The 20,486-nt window shown below is 57.2% G+C and carries 16 protein-coding genes; 9 read left to right on the plus strand and 7 right to left on the minus strand.

Translation table 11 applies throughout. The annotated features are described in order from the left end of the window. The first annotated feature begins 175 nt into the window (after nt 1-175). Nucleotides 176-1,153 (plus strand): GTPase, encoded by a 978-nt coding sequence (gene yjiA, locus RX972_RS23375; protein ID WP_316878892.1) that lies wholly within the window; start codon nt 176-178, stop codon nt 1,151-1,153. Between the two features lie 241 nt (nt 1,154-1,394). Here the strand turns inward: yjiA and glyA are convergent, their stop codons facing one another. Both glyA and RX972_RS23385 read right to left on the minus strand, forming a co-directional pair. Beyond that, complete coding sequence (gene glyA / locus RX972_RS23380) at nt 1,395-2,648, minus strand: serine hydroxymethyltransferase (protein ID WP_099271024.1); 1,254 nt, start codon at nt 2,646-2,648, stop codon at nt 1,395-1,397. A gap of 217 nt (nt 2,649-2,865) precedes the next feature. Then, nucleotides 2,866-6,717 carry an EAL domain-containing protein gene (locus RX972_RS23385; protein ID WP_410478255.1) on the minus strand — a complete coding sequence of 1,284 codons (3,852 nt, stop codon included), beginning with the start codon at nt 6,715-6,717 and terminating at the stop codon, nt 2,866-2,868. A gap of 397 nt (nt 6,718-7,114) precedes the next feature. Between RX972_RS23385 and ettA the strand changes: the two genes are divergently transcribed. Then, entirely contained in the window at nt 7,115-8,779 is a 1,665-nt protein-coding gene (gene ettA, locus RX972_RS23390; RefSeq protein WP_027901840.1) for an energy-dependent translational throttle protein EttA, read from the plus strand. A 174-nt stretch (nt 8,780-8,953) separates the two neighbouring features. Here ettA and RX972_RS23395 read toward each other — a convergent pair whose 3' ends face one another. From RX972_RS23395 to RX972_RS23405, 3 genes are all read right to left on the minus strand, one after another. Then, nucleotides 8,954-9,451 (minus strand): GreA/GreB family elongation factor, encoded by a 498-nt coding sequence (locus RX972_RS23395; RefSeq protein WP_316878896.1) that lies wholly within the window; start codon nt 9,449-9,451, stop codon nt 8,954-8,956. A 474-nt stretch (nt 9,452-9,925) separates the two neighbouring features. Continuing rightward, a complete protein-coding gene (locus RX972_RS23400; RefSeq protein ID WP_316878898.1) occupies nt 9,926-11,779 on the minus strand; it encodes a DUF4105 domain-containing protein in 1,854 nt (617 codons plus the stop codon). Between the two features lie 107 nt (nt 11,780-11,886). Further along, nucleotides 11,887-12,375, minus strand: a complete 489-nt coding sequence (locus RX972_RS23405; protein ID WP_099271021.1) for a DUF3015 domain-containing protein — start codon at nt 12,373-12,375, stop codon at nt 11,887-11,889. Nucleotides 12,376-12,657: 282 nt separating this feature from the next. On the opposite strand from RX972_RS23405, the gene RX972_RS23410 reads away from it, so the two are divergent. The 5 genes from RX972_RS23410 (at nt 12,658) to RX972_RS23430 (ending at nt 17,817) form a co-directional block, all read left to right on the plus strand. Continuing rightward, nucleotides 12,658-15,093, plus strand: coding sequence for a Lon protease family protein (locus RX972_RS23410; protein WP_027901844.1), 2,436 nt, complete (start codon nt 12,658-12,660; stop codon nt 15,091-15,093). A gap of 507 nt (nt 15,094-15,600) precedes the next feature. Beyond that, nucleotides 15,601-15,930, plus strand: a complete 330-nt coding sequence (locus RX972_RS23415; RefSeq protein WP_027901845.1) for a hypothetical protein — start codon at nt 15,601-15,603, stop codon at nt 15,928-15,930. 176 nt (nt 15,931-16,106) lie between these two features. Beyond that, nucleotides 16,107-16,595, plus strand: coding sequence for a TIGR00645 family protein (locus RX972_RS23420; RefSeq protein ID WP_027901846.1), 489 nt, complete (start codon nt 16,107-16,109; stop codon nt 16,593-16,595). Nucleotides 16,596-16,719: 124 nt separating this feature from the next. Beyond that, nucleotides 16,720-17,025: a DUF6482 family protein gene (locus RX972_RS23425; RefSeq protein WP_316878903.1), complete on the plus strand. Its 306-nt coding sequence runs from the start codon at nt 16,720-16,722 to the stop codon at nt 17,023-17,025. Nucleotides 17,026-17,199: 174 nt separating this feature from the next. Beyond that, a complete protein-coding gene (locus tag RX972_RS23430; RefSeq protein ID WP_099271019.1) occupies nt 17,200-17,817 on the plus strand; it encodes an FKBP-type peptidyl-prolyl cis-trans isomerase in 618 nt (205 codons plus the stop codon). Nucleotides 17,818-17,897: 80 nt separating this feature from the next. Here the strand turns inward: RX972_RS23430 and RX972_RS23435 are convergent, their stop codons facing one another. Next, the gene (locus RX972_RS23435) at nt 17,898-18,140 is read right to left on the minus strand and encodes a hypothetical protein (RefSeq protein ID WP_099271018.1); all 243 of its coding nucleotides are present in this window, start codon (nt 18,138-18,140) and stop codon (nt 17,898-17,900) included. Nucleotides 18,141-18,440: 300 nt separating this feature from the next. Then, nucleotides 18,441-19,409, minus strand: coding sequence for a polyprenyl synthetase family protein (locus RX972_RS23440; protein ID WP_027899707.1), 969 nt, complete (start codon nt 19,407-19,409; stop codon nt 18,441-18,443). Between the two features lie 240 nt (nt 19,410-19,649). On the opposite strand from RX972_RS23440, the gene rplU reads away from it, so the two are divergent. Continuing rightward, nucleotides 19,650-19,964, plus strand: coding sequence for a 50S ribosomal protein L21 (rplU, locus tag RX972_RS23445; RefSeq protein WP_003230856.1), 315 nt, complete (start codon nt 19,650-19,652; stop codon nt 19,962-19,964). A gap of 34 nt (nt 19,965-19,998) precedes the next feature. Continuing rightward, nucleotides 19,999-20,274 (plus strand): 50S ribosomal protein L27, encoded by a 276-nt coding sequence (rpmA, locus tag RX972_RS23450; protein ID WP_002551972.1) that lies wholly within the window; start codon nt 19,999-20,001, stop codon nt 20,272-20,274. Nucleotides 20,275-20,486 lie beyond the last annotated feature (212 nt).

The following is a 20,486-nucleotide window of genomic DNA, read 5'->3' on the forward strand; positions in this document are numbered from 1 at the left end:
GTTAGCTCCTACAAGGTCCGCGTTTCAAATCCATTATTGGAGTGATGTTTGATAGGAGCGAGGCTTGCCCGCGATAAGGTTGAACGCGATCTAAAGTGAATCGCATCCAGCCTTATCGCGGGCAAGCACCGCTCCCACAGTTGTTTTGTGTTGTTTGGTAAATACAGGAGCACCCATGACCACCCTGCAACCTATTCCCGTCACTGTCCTCAGCGGCTTTCTCGGCGCGGGCAAGACGACGTTGCTGCGTCATTTGCTCAAGACCGAGCACGGCCTGAAGATCGCTGTGATCGAAAACGAATTCAGTGATGCCGGGATCGACACTCAGTTGCTGGGCGCCGAGCCCGTGCAAGTCATGACCCTGTCCAACGGCTGCGTCTGCTGCACCATCCACACCGACCTGACCAAGGCCTTGTTCTTGCTGCTGGAGCGTCTGGACAGCGGCGAAATCGCCTTCGACCGTCTGGTGATCGAATGCACCGGCCTGGCTGATCCTGCGCCTGTCGCACAGACCTTCTTCATCGACGAAGAGCTGCGCGAGCGCTACATCCTCGATGGCATTATCACGCTGGTGGACGCGGCCAACGCCGACACGCATCTGGCGCAGACCATCGCTCAGGCACAGATTGGTTTCGCCGACCGTCTGCTGGTGAGCAAACGTGATCTGGTCGACGACGCTGCTTTCGACGCCCTCAGCGATCGTTTAACCCGCATTAACCGCCGCGCACCGATCCGTGTCGTGGAGCACGGCCAGATTGATCTGGCAGAGTTGCTGGATGTCCGGGGGTTCAACCTCAATGCCGACCTGGGCGGTGGCATGAGCTTGCGGCCCGTTGCGCCTGCTGGCCATTCACTGGACCGGATCAGCAGCCTGGTGCTGCGCAGTGACGCGCCACTGGATATCGACAGGCTCAGCGAGTTCATGAACGAACTGCTCGAAGAGCACGGCTCGCAGTTGTTGCGCTACAAAGGCGTGCTGAACATCGCGGGCGAGCCCAGGCGTATGGTGTTTCAGGGCGTACTGAAGCTCTATGGCTTCGACTGGGATACCGAATGGGCAGAAGGCGAGAAGCGCGAAAGCGTGATTGTTTTTATTGCCGATGAACTGCCGGAAGAGAAGATCCGGGCGGGCTTTGCCAAGGTTTCCGAGTAGATATTTGTAGGAGATCGCCGTTTGTCCCTGACACCATGCTGTCGCCAGGCAAACTGTGACCTGTAGGAGCGCGCTTGCCCGCGATCGCGTCAGCACAGGCGATATATTCATCGAGTGACAGATCGAATCGCGGGCAAGCGCGCTCCTACAGGTTCTGCGTTTCAGATCATATACGGCGTCCACGAAAAAGCCCCGGCTCTCGCGAACCGGGGCTTTTTGTGACTGCTGCAAACGGGGCTGATTAAGCGCCGTATACCGGCAGTCGGGCGCAGATGGCTTTTACTTTTTCACGTACTGCGTCGATCACGGCTTCGTTGTTCAGGTCAGCCAGGATGTCGCAGATCCAGGTTGCCAGCTCTTTGCACTCTGCTTCCTTGAAGCCGCGAGTGGTGACTGCCGGTGTGCCGAAGCGCAGGCCGGAAGTGACGAACGGGGAACGTGGGTCGTTAGGTACGGAGTTTTTGTTGACGGTGATGAACGCGCGGCCCAGAGCGGCGTCGGCGTCTTTACCGGAGATGTCCTGCTTGATCAGCGAGAGCAGGAACAGGTGGTTTTCAGTACCGCCGGAAACCACGTCGAAACCGCGCTCGATGAATACACCGGCCATGGCCTTGGCGTTTTTCACGACTTGTTGCTGATAAGCCTTGAACTCAGGCTGCAGCGCTTCCTTGAAGCATACGGCCTTGGCGGCAATCACGTGCTCCAGTGGGCCGCCTTGGGCACCTGGGAAAACTGCAGAGTTCAGCTTCTTCTCGATGTCGGCGTTGGCGCGAGCCAGGATCAGGCCGCCACGTGGACCGCGCAGGGTCTTGTGCGTGGTGGTGGTCACGACGTCAGCAAAAGGTACAGGGTTAGGGTACACACCGGCAGCAACCAGACCGGCTACGTGAGCCATGTCGACGAACAGGTAAGCGCCAACCTTGTCAGCTATCGCGCGGAAGCGCGGGAAGTCGAGAATTTGCGAGTAGGCAGAGAAACCGGCCACGATCATTTTTGGCTTGTGCTCAACAGCCAGGCGCTCGACTTCGTCGTAGTCGATCATGCCATTGGCGTCGATGCCGTACTGAACGGCGTTGTACAGCTTGCCCGACGAGCTGACGCTGGCGCCGTGGGTCAGGTGACCGCCGTGGGCCAGGCTCATGCCCAGAATGGTGTCGCCGCCTTGCAGCAGAGCCAGATAAACGGCGCTGTTGGCTTGCGAACCAGCGTGTGGCTGAACGTTGGCGTAATCTGCGCCGAACAGTTCTTTGGCGCGGTCGATGGCCAGTTGCTCAACCACGTCGACGTATTCGCAGCCGCCGTAGTAACGCTTGCCCGGGTAGCCTTCAGCGTATTTGTTGGTCAGGACCGAACCCTGAGCTTCCATCACCGCTGGGCTGGTGTAGTTTTCCGAAGCGATCAGCTCGATGTGCTCTTCCTGGCGCAGGGCTTCTTGCTCCATCGCGGCGAAGAGATCGGAGTCGTACTTGGCGAGAGTCAAATCACGGCTGAACATGGCGGTCCTCAGGGATCGGGGGCAGAAAAGGGGGGCATTCTAACCCATTGGCTTTTATCTGGCATATGAAAGGCAGTCATGTTGTCTAGAAGCAGCTTCAAGTTACAAGTTGCAAGCTTCAAGCAAAAGCCGTTCTGCTTTTGCCCTTGCCCTTGCCCTTGCCCTTGCCCTTGCTTGTAGCTTGTAGCTTGTAGCTTGTAGCTTGTAGCTGTCCCTCTCAATCAAACATGAACAGCGCATCATTGCTGTACTGCGCCTCGAACATGCTGGCTGGCATCGGGCGGCCGAAGAGGTAGCCTTGCACTTCATCACAACCGTGCTCGCGCAGAAACTCGAGCTGCTCGTGGGTTTCGACGCCCTCGGCGATGACCGCCAGATTCAGGCTGTGGGCCATGGCGATGATGGCGCGGGCGATCTGTGCGTCCTGCTCGCCCGAAGGCAGACCGTCGACGAAGGTCCGGTCGATCTTGAGGATGTCGATGGGGAACTGTTTCAGGTAGTTCAGCGACGAATAGCCGGTGCCGAAGTCATCTACCGCAATGCTCAGGCCCAGGCGCTTGAGGCCGTCGAGAATCTGCATCGCCACGCCGACTTCGCGCATCAGAATACTTTCGGTCAACTCCAGTTCAAGGCAGGCAGGGGACAGCCCGGTTTCCTGGAGAATATTGGCGATCCGGTTACCCAACTGGCCATCAGCGAATTGCCGGGCGGAAATGTTGACCGAAACCTTGGGCACGCGCACCTTGGCCCGGTGCCAGGCTTTGAGCTGTTTGCAGGCCTCGGTGAGTACCCAGTCGCCCACTTCCACCACCAGCCCGAGCTCCTCCAGTACGGGAATGAACTCGTTTGGCGAGACCAGTCCGCGACGTGGATGACGCCAGCGCAACAAGGCTTCGGCACCCGTGAGGCGTTTGCCGTCGCCGCTGAACTGTGGCTGGTAGAACAGGGTGAATTCCTGCTGCTCCAGTGCATGGCGCAAGTCGCTTTCCAGCTCCAGGCGTTCCAGCGCCGAAGCGTTCATGTCGGTCTGATAGAACTGGAAGTTGTTTTTGCCGTTTTCCTTCGCGTGATACATCGCGGTGTCGGCGTTCTTCATCAACTGGCTCAGTTCGTTACCGTCCTGAGGGCTGAGGGCGATGCCGATACTGGCGGTCACGAAGAACTCCCGCCCTTCAAGGACGAACGGTGTGACCAGGCTGGTCAGGATCTGCTCGGCAACGTGAATGGCGCGGTTCAGGGCGAGCTCCCGAGTCGGACTCGGTTGCAGCAGCAAGGTGAACTCGTCGCCGCCCATGCGGGCAACTGTGTCTTCATCGGCAACGCACGCCAGCAGGCGCGTGGCCATTTCCTTGAGCATGCGGTCACCGGCCGCGTGTCCCAGGGAGTCGTTGATCGGCTTGAAGCGGTCAAGGTCGAGGAACATCAACACGACCCAGGCGTTCTGCCGCTCGGCATGCTGCAGCGCTGAGTGCAGGCGATCCTGGAACAGCGAGCGGTTTGGCAGGTGGGTCAGGGCGTCGTAGTAAGCCAGGCGATGAATGCGTTGCTCACTGGCCTTACGCTCACTGATATCGGTGAAGAAGCAGACGTAACTGGCCAGATCGCCTTCGTCATCCAGTACTGCCGTGATGCCGACCCATGCCGGGTAGTGTTCGTCATTGCGACGTTTGAGCCACACTTCGCCTTCCCAACTGCTGTGCTGACTCAGCTGTTTGACGATGTAGCGCAAGTGCGCTTCCTGCTGGTTATCGACGGTCAGCAGAGTCGGTAGCTGGTCGAGCACCTGTGCTGCGGTGTAACCGCTGACCCGGCTGAACGCCTCGTTGGTTTGCACGATGTAGCCAGCCGGATCGGTAATCAGGATGGCTGAAGTCGAGTGTTCGAATACGGTAGCGGCCATGCGCAGGTCTTTTTCAGCCCGACGCTGCTGGCTGATATCACGTCCCACGCCAAGGATGCCTTCGAACGTACCCTGATCGTCCCAGACCAGTACCAGGCGCAGCTCGATAGGGATTTTCCGCCCATCGGCGCGCAGGCAGTCGAACAGGAATAACTGAGTCGGGATCTCTTGGCGCAAGGTCGCCAGTGCTTCCGGCTTTTTCAGTACTTTGCGGATGCGATCCATCAGCGCATACACGCCTGTCAGTTGCTGCGGGTTGGCGACGGTAGATTTCCAGCCGTGCTTGAGAATCCATTCGGCACTGTAGCCGAGCACGCCCTGCACTGAAGGGCTGACGTAATTGGGCGTGAGTTTGCTGTTGGTGGAGAAAATCACGTCGCTGATGCTTTCGGCCAGCATGCGGTAGCGCTGTTCGCTGTCACGCAGGGACTCACTGGCTTCCAGCTGTTCGGTGATGTCCTTGGCGACGCCGATGATGCGCGTGACCTGATCATCGAGATCCCGGGAAAGCGCCTGCTCGCGGATATCGAAACGCCGCCATTTGTTGTCACGGCCACGGAAGCGCAACTGACATTGCAGAAGTTCGCTGTGACCGCGGTGACGCTGGCGCAGACGCATGTCCTGATATCGCTCGGCGTCATCGGGGTGCAGCAGCATCTCCCAGAAAAACTCGCCCATGCGCAGCAGTTCCGTCCTGCTGTAACCAAGTGTCTGGCCAAGATTGTGGTTGCTGTAGATCATCCGCTGGCTGAGCACATCCTGCACATACAGATGGTCCGGTACGGTGCGCACCACATTCGACCAGAACCCTTCGCGCTCCTGCTGCGACAGCTCGACCCGCTTGCGGCTGGTGATGTCGCCAATACTCAGGATGACGGAATTAAAGTCTTCGCGGTCTTCAGGCAGGCGCACCACCAGCCACAGATATTGATCTTCACCGCGATCCCGAGTCAGGCGGATTTCGATTTCCAGCTGGTTTTTTCGGGTCAGCACCGCGTGGATCAGTTGCTCGCCAATCCCTTGATGGCTTCGCTGCCCGCCTTCTATAACGTGCTGCCATGCCTGATCGTTGGATTTGACGTTGAGCAGGCTCAATGCGACCTGATTGACTTCGGTAATGCGCAATTTGCGCAGCAGCGCCTTGAGTTGCCCGGGCTGGGCCTTGAGCAGTTCATTCAGTCCCTGGCTGTTATCGATTTGCAGTGTTTCGAGATAGCCGGGCAGGTCTGACATATCCAGCACGCAGATGGCGACGCCAGCACCTTCGAAAATATCCTGATAGCGGCGTCTGCTCTCGTGGAGCTGACGTTGACGTCGACGCAGGCTCAACAGCGCGAATAACGGCAGGATTGAACAAAGCAGGCCAATCACGCATTTGCCGATCAACGGCCCGAGCAGTTGTTCACGCGCCTTGCTGACGTCGAACTGGCCACGTAGCTGCCAATTACTATTGGTCAGAGGTTGAAGCAGCACGCTCTCGATCTCGCCAATGCTGCTCACCAGCGGTTCATGCTCGATGGTTTTGTCGCGAAACAGCAGGCGATCAGTGGAGCGGTTCTCCAGGCGCCAGAGCGGCTGGAAACCCTGGCGCGTCTGACGCGTCAGGGACTTGAGGACGTCCGGGCTCAAACGCAGTGCCCAATAGCTTTGGTTGCTTTTACCGGGATGCTGGATCAGCAGGTAGATCTGCGCCCCGTCTTCACTGTTGTCGTAATAAAAAGGCCGGCCCATGGCTTGTTGGACCGTCTGCTTGAGAAACAAGGCGTCGGTGGACGCATCCAGGCTGTCTGTCGTCACCTTGCCGCTCGCGTCCAGCCACGCAATGCTGCGCAAAGAGGGCAGCGAATGACGCAAGTCGTCCAACAGCTTTATTTTCTGCTCCGGGCTCCGAGGCTCCTCTGGGCTGCTGCGGCTCAGCAAATTGAGCGCCACTTGAGCACTCAGCTCCATGTTCAGGCTCAAGCGGTCCGCTAGCTGCACGCTGTAGTCGAGACTGCGATGGCGTTGGCGATCCTGGTTCTGTTGGTACTGATCAATCAACTGCCAAAGAATCAGTGCAAGCATCATCAACACCAGCGCTGCCAGCATGCCTTTCAATGATCCGCGCAAAGGCACCGCTGCTGCGCTCCTGGTGGCGCTCGATTGAGACGGGGGAGTTGATGTTGGCAACATTGATCCTGACTACTGAACTGAACAGGCTGTTTGAAAACGATAGCATCGGGCTGCGCTGCCGCGAATGCGGGCGAACTATATGCCGACGCCCAAAGGGCGGCTAGCATGCCTTGAGTTGTGGCTAAGTGCCAGCCCTGCTGGCTCAGATGGTTTGCCCTCAGGCCCGCATTCGGGTAGCTTTGCCCAACGCGCAGCCTCTGCCGACTTCTGCATGAGTGACTCCACTGCTTGCAAACTTTGATCTGGTTCCACGGCCCTCACATCCTGCGATGTAGATAATTCAAGGCGTGGAACCGTCCAACGGCAAGTGCCGTCGACAAATAAAACGTTTTTTTGCGTCGTAGCGCCAAGCTCGCGTCCCTATTCAACAGTCATAAACCCAGGTTTTCATCCCATGGCCCAATACGTCTTTACCATGCATCGGCTGAGCAAAGTTGTGCCGCCGAAGCGGGAAATTCTCAAAAATATATCCCTGTCGTTTTTCCCGGGCGCCAAGATCGGCGTGCTCGGTCTGAACGGTTCGGGTAAGTCCACTCTTCTGAAAATCATGGCGGGTGTCGACACCGAGTTCGACGGTGAAGCACGTCCGATGCCTGAACTGAACATCGGTTATCTGCCTCAAGAGCCGCAGCTTGATCCGACCAAGACCGTGCGTGAAGTGGTTGAGGAAGCGGTCAGTGTGATCAAGAACGCTCAAGCGCGTCTTGATGAAGTGTATGCAGAATATGCAGACCCTGATGCTGACTTCGACAAGCTGGCTGCCGAGCAGGCGAAGCTGGAAGCCATCCTCCAGGCCTCCGATGGCCACAATCTGGACCGTCAACTGGAAGTCGCCGCTGATGCGCTGCGTTTGCCAGCGTGGGATGCGAAGGTTGAAGTGCTTTCCGGTGGTGAAAAACGTCGTGTAGCCCTTTGCCGTCTGCTGCTGTCCGCGCCGGATATGCTGCTCCTCGACGAGCCGACCAACCACCTGGATGCCGACTCGGTAGCCTGGCTTGAACACTTCCTGCACGACTTCCCGGGCACCGTGGTTGCGATTACGCACGACCGTTACTTCCTGGATAACGTCGCGGGCTGGATTCTGGAACTCGACCGCGGCGCTGGCATTCCTTACGAGGGTAACTATTCGGGCTGGCTGGAAGCCAAATCCGATCGTCTTGCCCAGGAATCCAAGCAGCAGTCGGCCCATGAAAAGGCTATGAAAGAAGAGCTGGAATGGGTTCGCAAAGGTGCCAAGGCACGTCAGTCCAAGTCCAAGGCTCGTCTGCAACGCTTTGAAGAAATGCAATCGCAGGAATTCCAGAAGCGCAGTGAAACCAACGAGATCTATATCCCGGCCGGTCCACGCCTGGGTGACAAGGTCATCGAATTCAAGAACGTCAGCAAGGGTTACGGCGATCGCGTGCTGATCGACAACCTGTCGTTTGCCATGCCTAAAGGCGCAATCGTGGGCGTCATCGGTGGTAACGGTGCCGGTAAATCGACCCTGTTCCGCATGTTGATGGGCAAGGAAACGCCGGACTCTGGCAGCATCGAGATCGGTGAAACCGTGCAACTGGCTTGCGTTGATCAGAGCCGTGACGACCTGGATGGCAGCAAGACTGTGTTCCAGCAGATCTCCGACGGTTCCGACCAGATCCGTATTGGCAACTACGAAATCCCGTCACGCACTTATGTCGGCCGCTTCAACTTCAAGGGCGGTGATCAGCAGAAGTTCGTCAAGGACCTCTCCGGTGGTGAGCGTGGTCGCTTGCACCTGGCGTTGACCTTGAAGGAAGGCGGCAACGTCTTGCTGCTCGACGAACCGTCCAACGACCTCGACGTGGAAACCCTGCGTTCGCTGGAAGAAGCACTGCTGGACTTCCCTGGCGCCGCCATTGTGATCTCTCACGATAGGTGGTTCCTGGACCGGGTTGCTACCCACATCCTGGCTTACGAAGATGATTCGCAAGCAGTGTTCTTCGAAGGCAACTACACCGAGTACGAAGCCGACCGCAAGAAGCGTCTGGGCGACGCTGCGGCCCAGCCGCATCGGGTACGCCACAAGAAACTGGCCTGATTTATTCAGGTGGTACAAAAACGGAGCCTTCGGGCTCCGTTTTTTTTGGGCAGCAATGTTCGCCTATCAAGATGTAGAGCGTCCGGCAGGAGCGAACTTGTTCGCGAGACAGACGACGGGGCGTGTCAGGTACATCGCCTCGCGAACAAGTTGGCTCCTACCGGGCGGCGTACCTTATGCATCCGGTTCAATCAGAATAATCTCGATATCCTGATCTCCGGCGGGGCGCTTCCAGAGCACTTCATCACCCAGCTGCCCGCCAATCAAGGCACGGCCCAGCGGCGAAGCCCAGTTGATGAGTCCGGCTGTTGCATCAGCCTGATCCTCGCCCACCAGTTGCACGCGCTGTTCAGTGCCGTGCTCGTCCGCGTATGTCACCCAACTGCCGATTTGAACCTTCTCGGTCGAAATCGCGGGAGTCACTACTTGCGCACTTAGCAGGCGCTGATTGAAATAACGCAGGTCACGTTCGAGGTCAGCCAGATGCTGTTTGTCGTTGTCTTGATCCAGTGCCGCGATCTCGCTGTGATGGGCCTGGAGTTCGGCGACGCGGCGCTGCAAATGCTCCAGACCGCTGGCGGTGACGTAATTGGGTTGCTCACTGATCAGGCGCTCGACCGGCTGGTCGGCATCCGCAGCGGCGTTGTCTTCGTTGACGAAGGCGCGGCTCATGGTTTTTCTCCTCTAATGGAAGTTGGGCCATGGCAGGGTGAGTTTAGTTTCGTCGAATTAGCTGTATGTCCACCAGCGTTGTGCCCTGCTGTTCAGACTGTGTGAAAACTACTGCAGGCTGGGCACCTTCGGTGTTGCGCGCACAATACTGCGTTAAAAACAGCCGAAAAATGCTCATTTAGACACTAGAGTCGGACGCGACCCCGGCCGTTTTTCGGCTGTTTTGATTCGCTTTGCTCACCCTCGGGGCCAGCCTGCGGCTGTTACTCGCTCCGCTCGTTGCGCCTTGTCTTGCCGTCGCTCGCTACGTTCTCACACAGTCTGTGTGGGAGCGAATTCATTCGCGAAGGCGGTGGGGCGGGTTCGGTGTCAATTCAGGTATTGATACGGTGCCGCATCCGCCATATTCGCGAATGAATTCGCTCCCACAATGATCGGTGTTCAGCTGTTCCAGCGTGGATATCCCAGTACCCGTTAATAGTGATACCACTTCACCTCAAGCATCACTTCGTTCTGCGGTGAGCTCAGTTGGCTGAACTCGCGCTGTGCGCTCAGGCGCAGGCCTATATTGCGTGACAGCTCCCACTGCTGGTTGAGGCTGATGCTGCGGCGGACTTCGCCGTTGGTGAAATAGTCGCCCTTGGTTTCAAGGCTCAGGTTACCCAACGGATTACGCCACAACACGCCGGTGTTGAAGCCTGCAGCGGGTGAGATGAACTCGGCGAAATCGTTGTTGTGCTCGACACGAACGGTGCCCAGCGCGAAACCCAGCACGTCTTCGCCCAACTGCCATGTCCCGCCTGCGCCGCCGTTCACATGGGAAACCAGCGTTTCATCGCCGTGTTTACCGAGTACTCGCTCCAGACCGCCAGTCACTTGCCACGACCAGGGTTGCAGCAGCGCATTGCGCGGCGTCAGCGAACGAATCGTCGCCAGATCCAGTTGCTGCAGTTGCCAGTGATTGCCTTCGTACTGACGCAGCTTGAGTTGCAGGATTTCGATCTGCGCCCCCAGCGGGAAACCGTAGGCGTTATCGTTGAGATCGTGATAGGCCATGCGCAAGCCGTACTCTGCAAAGGCCTTGTCATCACGGGTACCGACGCCGGCTTGCCAGGTACGGGACTCGTGACCGTCTTCAGGTAAACCGGGACGCTGGATGTCCAGCGCGGGCGGCGGGTTCTGATTGATTGCACGCAGTAGCTCGAAGCTGCGCTGAGCGCGCCCGGCATCACGTTCCTGACCGTTGGCGCGATAGCGTTCCAGGCGATACGCGGCATCCTGAATCAAAGCGCGACGCTCTTTGGGTTGAGCAAGGTATTCTGGATTTTGCAGTTGCTTCTGATCGGCACTGACATCCAGAACCCATTGCTGCTCGTAGCTGTTCAGCGGTTTTGCACGCTCAAGCAGTTCGCGTTCCCGAGAAGGACGGTAGTCGATCTTGTCCACAAGGCCAGCAGCTTTGACGGCCTTGACGGTATCGGTCGGGATGGCGGTCAGCGGGAATTGCTCGGTGAGCTTCAAGCCGGGGCGAGCAACCTGCAGCAGTTCCAGTAGCCGATAAGAGCAGTTTTCATCGAAGAAGTAGTAACCGAAGCGGATCTGCTTGAGCTCCCACACGTGTTCAACCATGCGCCCTGTTTCTTCCGGGGTCAGGTTGAGGTGGTATTCCCACAGGTCGCGGTTTTCCAGGCTGCGATATTCCGACAGTTTTTCCTGGTATGGCACCAGCGCGAACAGGCCGGGGTAGCCGCCAGCCAAGCCCTTCCAGGCGTACAGGATGCTGTTGTCCATGCCTTCGATGTAAGCACCGAAGTTGATTGCATAGCTGAGCAGCGCGGTGTTGTTGGTTTTGACATCAGCCTGATCGATGCGCAGCAGCGTGTGGCCGAACATGGATGACGGGCTGTTCAGGTAGGCAGCGGGGAAGATCATTACTGCGCTGTCGGGTGCAACGTCCTTGAACCATTGAGTGAACTCTTTGCACTCTACGGTTGGCAGGTCTTTTAGCTGTAACTGATCTTTCAGCCAGCGAGTACGTGCCGGATAAACACACTGTGCATGCTTCTCGCCAGCGCTTGCCGGGGCGTAGAGGGCATCAACGGTGGCGCTCAGCTCCGCCTTCGGGTCGTGTTCACCGTTGGCCGAGAGAAAGAATTTTGGGTCGTCAACATAGCTGCGCCAGCCACCCAGCTTGGCGGTCTCGTAATGCCCTAATGAAATCCAGAATGGCTCATTGGCCAGTTGCTGCAAACGTTCATCGCTCGCGTGTTGCGCGGCGGACAGCGGGGTGCAGACGCAGAGCGCCAGATACACAAGGCGTTTGAGCATGGAAAGCAACTATTCAAGAGATCGTCGGGAGATCGGGAAGTCAGCAGTCTAGCGCGTGAACGCAACAAAAAGCCCGCCCTCCGAGTGGGAGGGCGGGCGCAACGAGCTTATGCCTGGGTAGCGTACTTGGCCAGGGTCGGATCGTTTTTCAGTACGTCGATGGTGTTGGTGTGAACGTCTTCAGCGGTGGCGTCTGCCTTGCTGAAAATCTGGTTGAAGTGCTCGTGGGTGACAGCGGCGAAATGCGCACGGTCTTCCGGTGCAACGCCCAGCACTACCGCGTAAGTAGTCAGTGCTTCGCCTTGACCCATGGCCATGTCCTTGGAGAGCTCGTCCATCATGCCGTTCATGGCAATCCAGGATTTACCGCCGTAGGTCAGTGCGCTGTTGGTGGAGCAGCCGTTGGTGCCCGAGGTCATGCCGAAAGTGGCGTTGCCCGAAGTACCGTTAGTGGTTGATGCGAGGAAATGAGCGGGAGTACCGCGTTGACCTTCGAACAACATGTTGCCCCAGCCGCAGTCCGGGCCACCAGGAGCCTGGGCCATAGCGTTGATGGAAACAGCTGCGAAGAGACTACCAAGAAGAATCCGTTTCATAGCTTTATTCTCTTTATATTCAACCAAGGGTCAGGGTTCATGGCTTAAGTTGCGCCAAGGCGGCCAGCGTTAAATGTCTGGTGCGCCAAAGTTGGAGCTTAGGCGCTATCCAAGGGTTCCGCCTTTTATTACAAAATGTTCATCAAAAAAAGCTCATTGATATAACGCTCTGGCCAGCGTACCGCAGGGTTTGTGACGACTTGAGTTTTTTACTGTCTTGCAAGTCGAGTCCAGCGAGCGCCAGAATGCCGCCATCTGCCCCGCCTGATGTAAGGATGCCCGATGCCCGATACTGTTGCTGCCAGCCTGCGTCTTGCGCCTGAAGCGCTGACGCGTCCTTTTTCCGCTGAACAGTTCAGCTTTTCGACGACCAATGATCTGGAGCCTTTTCGCGGTGTGCTCGGCCAGGAACGAGCAGTAGAAGCCCTGCAATTCGGTGTGGCCATGCCGCGCCCCGGTTACAACGTGTTTGTCATGGGCGAGCCCGGCACCGGCCGCTTCTCGTTCGTGAAGCGTTACCTCAAGGCCGAAGGCAAGCGTCTTCAAACCCCCAGCGACTGGGTTTACGTCAACCACTTCGACGAACCCCGCGAGCCCCGTGCACTGGAGTTGCCACCGGGCAGCGCGCATCAGTTCATCACTGATATCGGTGGTTTGATCGATAACTTGCTGTCGACCTTTCCGGCCGTCTTCGAGCATCCGTCGTATCAGCAAAAGAAAAGTGCCATCGACCGCGCTTTCAACCAGCGGTATGACAAGGCACTGGACGTCATCGAGCGTCTGGCGCTGGAAAAAGACATCGCTCTGTACCGCGACAGCACCAATATCGCCTTTACCCCGATGCTGGACGGCAAGGCGCTGGATGAAGCCGAGTTTTCGCAACTGCCTGAAGCTGATCGCGAGCGCTTCCACGAAGACATCTCGGCACTTGAAGAGCGGTTGAACGAAGAGCTCGCCAGCTTGCCGCAGTGGAAGCGCGAGTCCAGTAATCAACTGCGTCAGTTGAACGAAGAGACCATCACCCTGGCGCTTCAGCCACTGTTGGCACCATTGTCCGAGCAGTACGCGGAGAACGCGGCGGTCTGTGCGTATTTGCAGGCGATGCAGGTTTACCTGTTGAAGACCGTGGTCGAGCAACTGGTCGACGACAGCAAGACCGATGCTCAGGCGCGCAAGCTGCTTGAAGAGCAATACAGCCCGAGTCTGGTGGTGGGTCACGCAGCCAGCGGCGGCGCTCCGGTGGTGTTCGAGCCGCATCCGACTTACGACAACCTGTTTGGCCGTATCGAATACAGCACCGATCAGGGCGCGCTTTACACCACCTACCGCCAGTTGCGGCCAGGTGCATTGCATCGCGCCAACGGTGGGTTCCTGATTCTCGAAGCGGAGAAAATGCTCAGCGAGCCTTTTGTCTGGGACGCCCTCAAGCGCGCCCTGCAATCGCGCAAACTGAAAATGGAATCGCCGCTGGGTGAGATGGGGCGTCTGGCTACGGTCAGCCTCACGCCGCAAGTGATCCCGTTGCAGGTCAAAGTGATCATTATCGGTGCGCGGTCGCTGTATTACACGCTGCAGGACCTGGATCCGGACTTCCAGGAGATGTTCCGGGTACTGGTGGATTTCGATGAAGACATCCCGATGTACGACGAAACCCTTGAGCAGTTCGCCCAGTTGCTGAAGACCCGTACTTCGGAAGAAGGCATGGCGCCATTGACGGCGGACGCGGTGGCGCGTCTGGCGACCTACAGCGCTCGCCTCGCCGAGCATCAGGGGCGTCTCTCGGCGCGAATCGGTGATTTGTTCCAGTTGGTCAGCGAGGCGGATTTCATTCGCCAGTTGGCTAACGATGAGCAGACCGACGCGGGCCATATCGAACGAGCACTCAAGGCCAAGGCCACGCGGACCGGTCGTGTGTCTGCGCGGATTCTCGACGACATGATGGCTGGCATCATCCTCATCGACACTGACGGTGCGGCGGTTGGCAAGTGCAACGGGCTGACGGTGCTGGAAGTGGGTGATTCGGCCTTCGGGGTGCCAGCGCGGATTTCCGCCACGGTCTATCCGGGCGGCAGCGGCATCGTCGATATCGAGCGTGAGGTTAACCTCGGCCAGCCGATTCACTCCAAAGGCGTGATGATCCTGACTGGCTATCTGGGTAGCCGGTATGCGCAGGAATTTCCGTTGGCGATTTCGGCGAGTATCGCGCTGGAGCAGTCTTACGGTTACGTGGATGGCGACAGTGCGTCGTTGGGCGAGGCGTGCACGCTGATTTCGGCTTTGTCGAAAACCCCGCTCAAGCAGTGCTTTGCAATCACCGGCTCGATCAACCAGTTCGGTGAAGTGCAGGCGGTGGGCGGGGTCAACGAGAAAATCGAAGGCTTCTTCCGTCTCTGCGAGGCGCGCGGTCTGACGGGCGAACAGGGCGCAATCATCCCGCAGGCCAATGTGGCGACACTGATGCTTGATGAGCGTGTGCTGCAAGCGGTGCGCGCCGGGCAATTCCATGTTTATGCAGTGCGTCAGGCTGATGAAGCGTTGAGCCTGTTGGTGGGCGAACCTGCCGGTGAGCCGGACGAGAATGGCGAGTTCCCGGAAGGCAGCATCAACGCCCGGGTCGTCGAGCGTCTGCGTGATATTGCCGAGATGCTCAGTGATGACGATCTCAGAGAGGAGCTGGAGAAGGAGCCTGCGCAACTGGCACCGGAACTCAAGGCTTAACCACGGAAGTGGCAACGCCTTCTGTGCAGACTCTGTGAAAACTACTGCGCTCGGCAATACTGCGTTAAAAACAGGCGAAAAATGCTCATTTAGAACACCTAGACTCCGCTTTTTCGCCTGTTTTTGCCTTGTCTTGCCGTCGCTCGCTACGTTTTCACACAGTCTGTGTGGGAGCGAATTCATTCGCGAATACGGTATGTCAGCCGACGATGATGTTGACCGTGCAGACCCCTTCGCGAATGAATTCGCTCCCACCGGTCCTCAATTCAGCACGATTCCTGTAGGAGCTGCCGAAGGCTGCGAACGACGGAGTGTCAGGAGCATCGCTTCGCAGCCTTCGGCAGCTCCTACAGACTTCGATGGCTACCGATGCGCCGTTCATCCCCCTCAACTTTCCCAATTCATCTTTTCCTCTATTCTGTTTCCGTACCACGGTTGTCAAAGGGACTGACGCGCCTTAAAGCATTTTTCAATGCGGCGAACACCGTAGCCAACGAGGAGCTCGCCATGTCGCGTAGCCTCTGCCTTACCCGCCAATGCCTGGGTCTGATGACCCGGATCGAATGTGTGATACGCCCCCTTTCTGGTGACAATGGCATGTGGACGTTGCTATTTGCTGCTGGCATGACTGGGGAACAACCCTCTGCGATCAAGACTCAAGGGCCTTTTCCCGGGGCTCCGGCTGCCGAGTCAGTGATGTTGGCGATTGCCGAGAGTCTGACTTCCAGCGGTTACGAAGAAACAGACGATATGCCTATCTGGAGCCTGCACCTGCAGGGCGAGTTACGCCGGATCAATAGCGATTCATCCGGGGCCCAGCGTTCTTCCCCTTTCTAGCCTCATTCAACCTGCGCTACGACGTTACCTTGCGATTCATATGATCCATATGGAAGGCTGCAGTAGTAACGTCGGATCTTCACTTTCAATCCGTCATGCGTGGCTTTAGGTCACATTCTGCGAATCGTCGGGTGGCTGGTATACTCGCCGCCATCTCCACGCATCTGTGAGTTCAAATGGAACGTTTTGTCGAAAATGCCATGTATGCCTCGCGCTGGCTGCTGGCCCCTCTGTATTTCGGTCTGTCCCTGGGTTTGCTGGCACTGGTACTGAAGTTCTTCCAGGAGATCTTTCACGTCCTGCCCAACGTGTTTGCGTTGGCCGAGGCTGACCTGATTCTGGTCTTGTTGTCCCTTATCGACATGGCGCTGGTGGGTGGCCTGTTGGTGATGGTGATGATCTCCGGCTACGAAAACTTCGTGTCGCAACTGGACATCGACGAGGGCAAAGAGAAGCTCAACTGGCTGGGCACCATGGACTCTTCGTCGCTGAAGATGAAAGTTGCCGCCTCCATTGTTGCGATTTCCTCCATTCACCTGTTGCGGGTGTTCATGGACGCCAAGAACATCGAGCCGCAGTACCTGATGTGGTACGTAATCATCCACATGACGTTCGTGGTATCGGCATTTGCCATGGGTTACCTCGATAAGGTCACCAAGCACTGAAATCGTTGCTCTCATTGCTTCACATCGCCGCCCGCCCATTGAAAAATGGACGGGCGGCGTCGTTTCAGGGTGTTGAAATCCGTTACCTTGTTTAGCGATCGTGTTCTTGAGCGAGGAGTTAAAAGTGACTGAAGATGAATTGGCATTACATCTCAATGCCGGCAGCATCGACGAGCTGAACCTTATTTCCATCGAGGGCGGGATTTATCTGCTGGAGGCGCGCATGCAGGGCATCGTAGAGCTTCTCAGGGGCGAGCGAGGCGAGACGGTCCGGTTACGTTCGGTCGAGCATGCTCGCGAGCTACTCAAAGACTTCACTCCGGTGCCGTTTCATCTGGTTCACGCGGTGGTCCACGACGAAATGTGCGGCATGCCGGTGGATAAGCGCGAAGCGCTGCGAGTGCCGATCAGCTTTCATTCGAAGTGGTAGTTTTTGTTTTTTGTAGGAGCTGCCCAAGGCTGCGAACAGTAGTGTGCCAGGAATATCGCTTTCGCAGCCTTCGGCAGCTCCTACAGTGGCGTATGCAGGTACTTCATGTGCTAGGCTGCTCGGCCTTTTGATACGGAGTGCCTGGTTCAGGCATTCCTTTAGCGGAGCAGTGATATGTCCGAAGTCAACTTGTCCACCGACGAAACTCGCGTCAGCTACGGCATTGGCCGTCAGTTGGGCGGCCAACTGCGCGACAACCCTCCGCCGGGCGTTAACCTGGATGCGATCCTGGCTGGCCTGACCGATGCGTTCGGTGGCAAGCCAAGCCGTGTTGGCGAAGAAGAAATGTCCGCCAGCTTCAAGGTGATCCGCGAAATCATGCAGGCTGAAGCCGCTGTCAAGGCTGAGCAGGCTGCTGGTGCTGGTCTGGCTTACCTGGCTGAAAACGGTAAGCGCGAAGGCGTTACCACTCTGCCATCCGGCCTGCAATTTGAAGTGCTGACTACCGGTACTGGCGCCAAGCCAACCCGTGAAGATCAGGTTCGCACTCACTATCACGGCATGCTGACTGACGGCACCGTGTTCGACAGCTCCTACGAGCGTGGCGAGCCAGCTGAATTTCCGGTAGGTGGCGTTATTGCTGGCTGGACTGAAGCGCTGCAACTGATGAACGCTGGCAGCAAATGGCGTCTGCACGTACCGAGCGAGCTGGCTTACGGCGCTCAGGGCGTTGGCAGCATCCCGCCGCACAGCGTGCTGGTATTCGACGTTGAGCTGCTCGACGTTCTCTGATCGATTGCATATCGGTTCAGTAACGGGCAGGGCGAGTCTTGCAGGCTCGCTCTGCTCCTGTTTCAGCGACTGGTGTCATGTCAGTGCAATTCCGCGATCGGGCGCAACGCTCGGGCATAGCAGAACAGAAACAGATTGCGCACCAACTCTTTCAGCACGATCGGCTCACTCGAGCTCAGCTCGTTGACGTCCAGATCCCCTTGATCGCGCAGTTCATCCAGCGCTTCCTTCTCCAGCACGGCACACACTTCCCCGGTTTCGCGATGCAGAATTCGCAGGTAAGGGTGAGGGCGGTCCAGCCATGCATCGATCAAATACGTCATGTTGCTTCTCCTTGAAAGGTTTCAATGAGAATAATTCTTATTGGTGGAATAGCAAGTCTCTATTGAGAATAATTCGCATTTTAATGCCGGGTGGTTGATTTGGGTCATATTGGGACATTGAATTTTGTTCTGTGGGAGCTGGGCTTGCCCGCGATAAGGCTGAATACGGTTCACCTTTAGATCGCGTGCAGCCTTATCGCGGGCAAGCCCAGCTCCCACAGGATCGCGATATTCAGCACGTTTTCATTTGCCAACAAAAAGCCCGTCACGTTGGACGGGCTTTTTGGTTGCAGCGGACCATCAGTGGGTACGGGCCACCGCAAACTCGCTCAGTTCAACCAGTGCGTCGCGGTATTCACTCGGCGGCAGGGCATCCAGGCATTTGATGGCGCGAGCGACGTAATCGCGGGCCAGCTGCGCGGTGTAGTCCAGCGCACCAGCGCTTTCTACGGCGCTGCGAATGCTTTCCAGATCTTCCAGGCCACCTTTCTGGATGGCCTGACGTACCAGGGCAGCCTGTTCGGCAGTACCTTCGCGCATGGTGTAGATCAACGGCAGGGTCGGCTTGCCTTCGGCCAGATCGTCACCGACGTTCTTGCCCAGGGTTTCAGCGTCGCCACGGTAATCGAGAAGGTCGTCTACCAGTTGGAAAGCGACGCCCAGGTGGTCACCAAAGGTGCGCAGCGCTTCACTTTGCTCTTCGGTGGCGTTGCACAGGGCTGCGGCGCTATGAGTCGAGGCCTCGAACAGCATGGCTGTCTTGCCGCGAATCACCTCCATATAGATCTCTTCGGTGGTGCTTGCGTCGCGCACTTTAGACAGCTGCAGCACTTCGCCTTCGGCAATGACCCGGGTCGCTTTCGAAAGGATCTTCATGACGGGCATCGAGCCCAGTTCGACCATCATTTCGAAAGAGCGGGAATAAAGGAAGTCACCGACCAGCACGCTTGGCGCATTTCCCCACAGCGCGTTGGCGGTGGAGCGGCCGCGGCGCATGCCCGACATGTCGACCACATCGTCATGGAGCAGTGTCGCGGTGTGCAGGAACTCGATGGTAGCAGCCAGCAGACGGACGTCGTCGCCCTCGCGGCCAAGCGCTTTGCCACAGAGAAGAACCAGCAGCGGACGCAGGCGTTTGCCTCCAGCCGAGGTAATGTAGTCGCCGATTTTCGAGACCAACGGTACCCGCGACGTCAGCTGCTTCTTGATAATGACGTCGACGGCACTAAAATCGTCCGCCACAGCGCGGTAGAAGGCTTGAGGTTGCATCAGCGAGGGGTGCTCCAGAAGGGTTGCGCCGCATGCTAGGTTGCGGGTCAGAGCGTGTCAAGGTATGACATCCCGCCTCTTGCAACCGTTTGATGCCTTGCGTACAATCGCGCACCCTAACTTTCCTGGGCAGCACCTGCCTTACGCAATTGCCAACGGGCCTTTCCAGCCCCAGGCAGCCATGCCAGCCGATACTCTACTTATAAAGAGCTGGGTGAGCAGGATTTTCGGAGAAATACCATGTCTTATGCAGTAATCGTTACCGGTGGCAAGCAGTACAAAGTTGCCCCAGGTGAATACCTGAAGATCGAAAAACTGGAAATCGCCACTGGCGAATCCGTTACCTTCGATCGCGTTCTGTTGGTTGCCAACGGCGACGACGTTAACATCGGTGCACCTGTTGTTGCCGGCGCTACCGTTGTAGCTGAAGTGATCTCGCAAGGTCGTCACGACAAGATCCGCATCATCAAGTTCCGTCGTCGTAAGCACCACATGAAGCGTATGGGCCACCGCCAGTGGTACACCGAGATCAAAATCACCGGTATTCAGGCTTAATTTCAGCCTAATCCCTCACTAGGAGAATTGACTCATGGCACACAAAAAAGCTGGTGGTAGTACCCGTAACGGTCGCGATTCAGAAGCCAAACGCCTTGGCGTGAAGATGTATGGCGGCCAGGCTATTATCCCGGGCAACATCATCGTGCGTCAGCGCGGTACCCAATTCCACGCTGGCTACGGCGTTGGTATGGGTAAAGATCACACCCTGTTCGCGAAAGTGGAAGGCGTGATCAAGTTCCAGGTTAAAGGCGCCTTCGGTCGTCGCTACGTGAGCATCGTTCCGAAGACTGAAGTCTCCGCAGCGTAATCATGCAGCAGCTGGAAAAGCCCTGTCTCGCGACGGGGCTTTTTCGTTTTTGAAGGTTGTTGGCTACAGGCTTTAAAAGGCTTTGGTGAGTCTCTTGCAAAACTGTTTGTGCGGGCTGTTGTGATGTTGACCTGTGAGGTCACTGGTTTTTGATCGGTATCGCAACGCTCATTTTTGCAAGAGTCTTATGTATTTATGTTGTTCTGCTCGTC

The sequence above is a fragment of the Pseudomonas syringae group sp. J309-1 genome (genome assembly GCF_032582135.1).
Lineage (GTDB): Bacteria > Pseudomonadota > Gammaproteobacteria > Pseudomonadales > Pseudomonadaceae > Aquipseudomonas > Aquipseudomonas quasicaspiana.

Excerpts from the sequence above, each read along its gene's own strand:
- rplU (WP_003230856.1), top strand. The coding sequence starts at position 19,650 with ATGTCTTATGCAGTAATCGTTACCGGTGGCAAGCAGTACAAAGTTGCC.
- yjiA (WP_316878892.1), top strand. The coding sequence starts at position 176 with ATGACCACCCTGCAACCTATTCCCGTCACTGTCCTCAGCGGCTTTCTC.
- RX972_RS23400 (WP_316878898.1), bottom strand. The coding sequence starts at position 11,779 with ATGCTCAAACGCCTTGTGTATCTGGCGCTCTGCGTCTGCACCCCGCTG.
- RX972_RS23410 (WP_027901844.1), top strand. The coding sequence starts at position 12,658 with ATGCCCGATACTGTTGCTGCCAGCCTGCGTCTTGCGCCTGAAGCGCTG.
- RX972_RS23420 (WP_027901846.1), top strand. The coding sequence starts at position 16,107 with ATGGAACGTTTTGTCGAAAATGCCATGTATGCCTCGCGCTGGCTGCTG.
- RX972_RS23415 (WP_027901845.1), top strand. The coding sequence starts at position 15,601 with ATGTCGCGTAGCCTCTGCCTTACCCGCCAATGCCTGGGTCTGATGACC.
- RX972_RS23440 (WP_027899707.1), bottom strand. The coding sequence starts at position 19,409 with ATGCAACCTCAAGCCTTCTACCGCGCTGTGGCGGACGATTTTAGTGCC.
- rpmA (WP_002551972.1), top strand. The coding sequence starts at position 19,999 with ATGGCACACAAAAAAGCTGGTGGTAGTACCCGTAACGGTCGCGATTCA.
- glyA (WP_099271024.1), bottom strand. The coding sequence starts at position 2,648 with ATGTTCAGCCGTGATTTGACTCTCGCCAAGTACGACTCCGATCTCTTC.
- ettA (WP_027901840.1), top strand. The coding sequence starts at position 7,115 with ATGGCCCAATACGTCTTTACCATGCATCGGCTGAGCAAAGTTGTGCCG.
- RX972_RS23435 (WP_099271018.1), bottom strand. The coding sequence starts at position 18,140 with ATGACGTATTTGATCGATGCATGGCTGGACCGCCCTCACCCTTACCTG.
- RX972_RS23405 (WP_099271021.1), bottom strand. The coding sequence starts at position 12,375 with ATGAAACGGATTCTTCTTGGTAGTCTCTTCGCAGCTGTTTCCATCAAC.
- RX972_RS23430 (WP_099271019.1), top strand. The coding sequence starts at position 17,200 with ATGTCCGAAGTCAACTTGTCCACCGACGAAACTCGCGTCAGCTACGGC.
- RX972_RS23395 (WP_316878896.1), bottom strand. The coding sequence starts at position 9,451 with ATGAGCCGCGCCTTCGTCAACGAAGACAACGCCGCTGCGGATGCCGAC.